Below are 1,503 nucleotides of genomic sequence, written 5' to 3' on the forward strand. Positions count from 1 at the left end.
GCGTCACTAGTGTCCGGTAAACATGTTTCATAGCTGAAGGCTGCCTTGGGCAGCCTTCAGCTTTTCTCGCTCCTGCCTTCGTCGTTCCCTGAACGCTTGGGCTTCAGGCCGTTCATGCAGAACATGAGCAATACGAACCGTCAGCTCGAACAATGTGCCCGGAAATCCTGAGCGACGGTGGAAAAGGTGCAGCAACAAATAGCTGATCAAGGCACTGTAAATCTGCAGACGCACGGCGTTTTCGGAGAAGGCATAGAAGCGCTTGAGCTTCAGATGTTGCTTGATCCACTTGAAAAACAGCTCGATCTTCCAGCGATCTTTGTACAAATCCGCAATTTCTTCGGCTGATCGTGCAAAGTCGTTGGTCACCAGGATCAACGGCGTCGCATGCCCCTCGCGCTCAACCACGATGCGTCTTACCGGCTCGTCTCGATAGTCATTCAGACGTTTGCCGCCCAGATGCTTTTTGCCGAACTGGACAGCTTCATCGGTCATGACCGGACTTTGTTCGGCCACGGTTGAGTGCTCGCGCAGCACCTTCAAGTTGGCGTTCTTCTTCAGCCGGGTGACAAAGAAAGCACCCTTGCTCTGCAACTGGTACCACCAGTTGTAATCGCAGTAGCCCTTGTCAAAGACGTAGGTCATGCCAGCCCGAATCGGCATTTCCAGCGCATCGGTCAGGTCGTTGACGTTGGCAGGGGTGATGTTCACGTACACCGGTGCTAGCTGCGCCAGATCCAGCCCCACATGCACTTTGAGACCTTGCGTAATGCGGGTCTTCGTCGCTGCAGTCCAGTCGTCGAAGTGAGGTCCACGCAAGGTGATTGAAGTGGAATCAATCAGGCTAACCATGGCGCCGACTTCCTTGCGCTGCTGGCGGCTGATGCCGCGCAGCAGGAACTCGCAGAGGTCCTGGAACGGGCGGTAATTGCGCTTATTCAAAGCATCAGACAGGGTCGAACGGGCGATGGGACCGGCCTGGAGATGGTAGCGATGCGCGGCCAGAGTCTCGGAGAAAGTCGCCAGGGACCGCAGGCTCAAGGCTTGGGTCAAATGGCCGCTGACCAGCGTCACCAGCAATTGCCAGGATGTGCAGCGTTTGACGTAGCGATCAGCCTGATGCGTTTCGGTGGATTGCTGGAAGTACAGGCGCGGAATCGCACTGAGCAGTTGGGCTAAGCGGGTGCTGGAAAACATGAGCCAAAATCGAGTCTGAAAAATCCGATTATGACTGAAGGCCGCCAACAGCAAGGGGGAGCAAGCTCCCCCTTTGGTTTTTACCGGACACTAGTGACGCTCCGCGTGGGAATGCAGGTCAAGACGCTCCAGCGTCGATGTGCCTGAGAGCGCGATGCGGAGCGTCGGTGGAGGCATTCCCACGCGGAGCGTGGGAACGAGGGTTAACGAGGGGCAGGGTTCAGCGCTGGTCCAGCACCGCACCAATCACAGCGTGGGCAGCACTGAGCCGTGGTCTGAGTCCGTGGACTGGGGGTTTTGCGTTCG

At 56.9% G+C, this 1,503-nt stretch carries 1 protein-coding gene; it reads right to left on the reverse strand.

What is annotated here, in order from left to right; translation table 11 throughout:
- Nucleotides 1-27: 27 nt before the first annotated feature.
- Nucleotides 28-1,251, reverse strand: coding sequence for an IS4 family transposase (locus tag F2S13_RS19410; protein ID WP_246237947.1), 1,224 nt, complete (start codon nt 1,249-1,251; stop codon nt 28-30).
- Nucleotides 1,252-1,503 lie beyond the last annotated feature (252 nt).

The sequence above is a fragment of the Pseudomonas akapageensis genome (assembly GCF_011355085.1).
Lineage (GTDB): Bacteria > Pseudomonadota > Gammaproteobacteria > Pseudomonadales > Pseudomonadaceae > Aquipseudomonas > Aquipseudomonas akapageensis.